At 35.9% G+C, this 3504-nt stretch carries 2 protein-coding genes and 1 pseudogene; all 3 read right to left on the reverse strand.

Annotation, left to right across the window (positions count from 1 at the left end; all coding sequences use genetic code 11):
- A pseudogene (locus tag VI621_RS13260) lies at positions 1–288 on the reverse strand (efflux RND transporter periplasmic adaptor subunit); the annotation flags it as partial.
- A 15-nt stretch (positions 289–303) separates the two neighbouring features.
- The gene (locus tag VI621_RS13265) at positions 304–1533 is read right to left on the reverse strand and encodes a TolC family protein (protein WP_324218886.1); all 1230 of its coding nucleotides are present in this window, start codon (positions 1531–1533) and stop codon (positions 304–306) included.
- Positions 1530–3504, reverse strand: a 1975-nt coding sequence (locus VI621_RS13270; protein ID WP_324218887.1) for a CusA/CzcA family heavy metal efflux RND transporter, incomplete at its 5' end; no start/stop codon positions are given. The genes VI621_RS13265 and VI621_RS13270, both read right to left, overlap by 4 nt.

Here is a 3504-nt window from a genome sequence, read left to right on the forward strand (position 1 = left end):
GCCACTCAGTAAGGTGGATATGTCAGCCCTATTTTGAGGCGGAACCGCAGTATATCCATTGGCTTTTATAACTGTGTTTAAGTTTCGCATTTCAATAGTCCCGGTTTCAATACCAACGGTTTTGAATTGTGCTGCAGTGAGTGCTACCTCGGTTTCTGATTTTTCTTCTTCGTGCGCTTCTTCTGCTTTCTTTTCGCCACAAGACATTATTAGGCAAAAGGTAAAAGGCAAGAGCCAGAAGGCAAATTGGGAGTTCATATTAGTTACTCTATTTTTTATATTTTTCATTTTTAGGAAAATTAATTATTTAGAAATTGATGGGAATTGCAATTGAATTGCACTTTGATTGAAAGTATTTACTGCTTCGGCATTTTGCTTTTTAATATCGATTGCCTGATTTAGAAAACTGATGTATGACCAATAACTCATGTCGCCGTTAGCATAACTTTTTTGAGCCGTTATGATGATTTGATCCGCATATTGCAGACCTTCATTTTGATAATAAACCAGTCCTTTTTTCTGTTTTTCGAACTCATTTTGCAATTCTTGCATTTGTAATTTTAAAGTCAGTTTGCTTTTGTCTAATTCTAATTGCGATTGCGAAATACTTATCTCCGATGCTTTTGCCCGAGCTGTATTTACCCCGCCAAACAGCGGAATTTGTAAGCCAGCCGTAAATCCCTGAAACAACGATTTGGTATCAATGGTTTGTGCAAAATAACCTAGTCCTAATTTTGGTGTTCGCATTGCCTTGAACGTATTGGCTTCTTTTTGATATACTGAAATTTGTTGCAGGTAATAATCGTTTACCAAACCTTCTACTTTCGAGGCATTCAAATCATTTGGGTTTGTATACTGCAAAGGAGTAGCTGTATCAGGCACAATATTGTCTTGTGTCTGAATAAAATACTGTAATTGCTTTTGATACACAGCTAAATCGTATTCTAATTGTGCTTTTTGGGTTTCAATTTCTTTTACTTTGGCTTTGGCACTAATTACTTCGATATTGCCACTTTCTCCGGTATTAAAACGCAGTTCTGCATTTTTGAGGAATTTGCTGTAAATGTCATTCAATTCATTATTGAGTTTTTGAATGGAAACGCCATACAAATATTGATAGTATGCTAACGAAACCGCTTTTTCAATTTCATACTCCGATAATGCTTTTCGTTTTTCAGCCAGTTTTACTAATTCTTCCTGCAATTGCCGATTGGCTTTTGTGATTTTACCTATTGGGAAATATTGCTGTATAGAAACATTATGGTCATAATTGGCGCTATTAAACTGTCCGCCTTGGTACTGTACCTGCAATGGATCCACTTGAAAAGCTGTTTTTTTAAGAACGGTTTGTTTTTCAATTTCCTTGTCGGCAATTTTTAAATCGATATTGTTCTTTTTGGCCAAAGCAATAGCTTGATCTAAAGTTACCGTTTGGATATTTTGTGCAAATGATAGCGAACTAATCAATACAAGAATTACTGTAATTATGGGTTTTGAAATTCTTTTCTTCATTGTAATTTCTTTTTCTTTCATTTTTTATTGTTTTTTGGATTGTCAGGAACCTCATTTTTTTTATTGAAAAAAATCTTTTTAGTTGAGGTTTCAGATAATAAATATAAAATGGGTAAAACGATAAGTGTTAATAATGTAGCTGACAATAGCCCACCAATCACTACGGTTGCCAGTGGTTTTTGTACTTCGGCACCTCCACTGGTAGATAATGCCATTGGCAAAAATCCTAAAGAGGCTACCGCAGCAGTCATCAATACTGGTCTAAGTCTGGTTTTTGTTCCGATTAAAACCCGTTGTAAGGGATCGGTTATTCCTTCTGTTTTGAGTTGGTTGAAATAAGAAATTAAGACAATTCCGTTTAAAACCGCAATACCAAACAAAGCAATAAATCCAATTCCCGCCGAAATACTAAACGGCATTCCTCGCAACCATAAGGCAAAAACACCTCCAATGGCAGATAGCGGAATAGCCGTAAAAATTAATGCTGCTTGTTTGATACTATTGAATGTAAAAAACAGTAACACCATAATTAAACCTAAGGCAATGGGTAAAGCAATTGAAAGCCTTTTTGTAGCTTCAACCAGATTTTCAAACTGCCCACCATACGTAATGTAATATCCCGCAGGAAGCTTGAAATCTTTATCTAATTTTTGTTGAATTTCCTCCACTACACTTTTTATATCACGACCCCGAACATTTAAACCCACCGTAATTCTTCGTTTTCCATCTTCACGACTTACTTGTACCGGACCTTGCTCGTAAGCAATTGATGCTACTTGTGAAAGTGGTACTTGTTGTCCGTTTGGTAACGGAATAAATAAATTGCTCACATCGGTAATATCGCTTCGGTTGTCTTTGTTCATTCGAACTACAACATCAAATCGTTTGCTTTCTTCGTAGATTTTGCCTGCACTTTCTCCTGCAAATGAGGAACGAATAATTTGATTGATATCTGCAATATTCAAACCATACAAAGCAATTTTGTTGTAATCGTATTTAACCGTTATTTGTGGTAAACCAGTTACTTTATCGGCTTTTAAATCTCCAATTCCTTCAATTTTATTGACTTTGGCAATCAATTCCGTAGCTTTTGCATCTAAAATTTCTAAATCATCACCAAAAATTTTAATCGCAATATCACTTCGGCTTCCCGTCATCAATTCATTAAAACGCATTTGAATGGGTTGTGAAATTTCGATATTCGCTCCTGGAATAGCTTCCATTTCTTCTTTCATCAAATTGGCTAAATCTTCCCAGTTGTCGGCAGAAGTCCATTCGCTTTTATCTTTCAGTACAATAATCAAATCGCCACTTTCGATAGGCATTGGATCGGTTGGAATTTCTCCACTTCCTATTTTGGTCACTATGGTTTTTATTTCCGGGAATTTTGCTTTTAGGATTTTTTCATATTCGGTGGTTGTTTTTACCATTTGTGTCAATGAACTTCCAGTCATAATGGTCGCATTTATCGCTAAATCACCTTCTTCGATAGTTGGAATAAATTCGCCTCCCATATTTTGAAATACTACCACTGCCAATACAAAAAGGCCAACGGAAAGTCCTAAAACCACTCTTTTTAATCGTAAAGCTTTATCTAAAAATGGCGCATAAATTCTTTCGAACCACCCCATCATTTTATCGCTAAAATTAGGTTTGTGCTGGGTGCTTTTTGATAAGAACATGGCACTCATCATAGGCACATAAGTTAATGACAATATAAACGCTCCAATAACAGCAAAGCCTACCGTCATTGCCATTGGTCTAAACATCTTTCCTTCCGTTCCTACTAAAGCTAATATTGGCAGATACACAATTAAGATGATGATTTCTCCAAAAGCGGCACTGTTACGAATTTTTGAAGCTGATTTATACACTTCAGAATCCATTTCTGTTTGGGTTAAATCCTTTTGCCTTTTAAGTTTCTGTAAATGGTGCATCGTGGCTTCGACAATAATTACTGCACCATCTACAATAATACCAAAATCGATTGCC

The sequence above is a fragment of the Flavobacterium sp. genome, from assembly GCF_035292545.1.
Taxonomy (GTDB): Bacteria; Bacteroidota; Bacteroidia; order Flavobacteriales; family Flavobacteriaceae; genus Flavobacterium.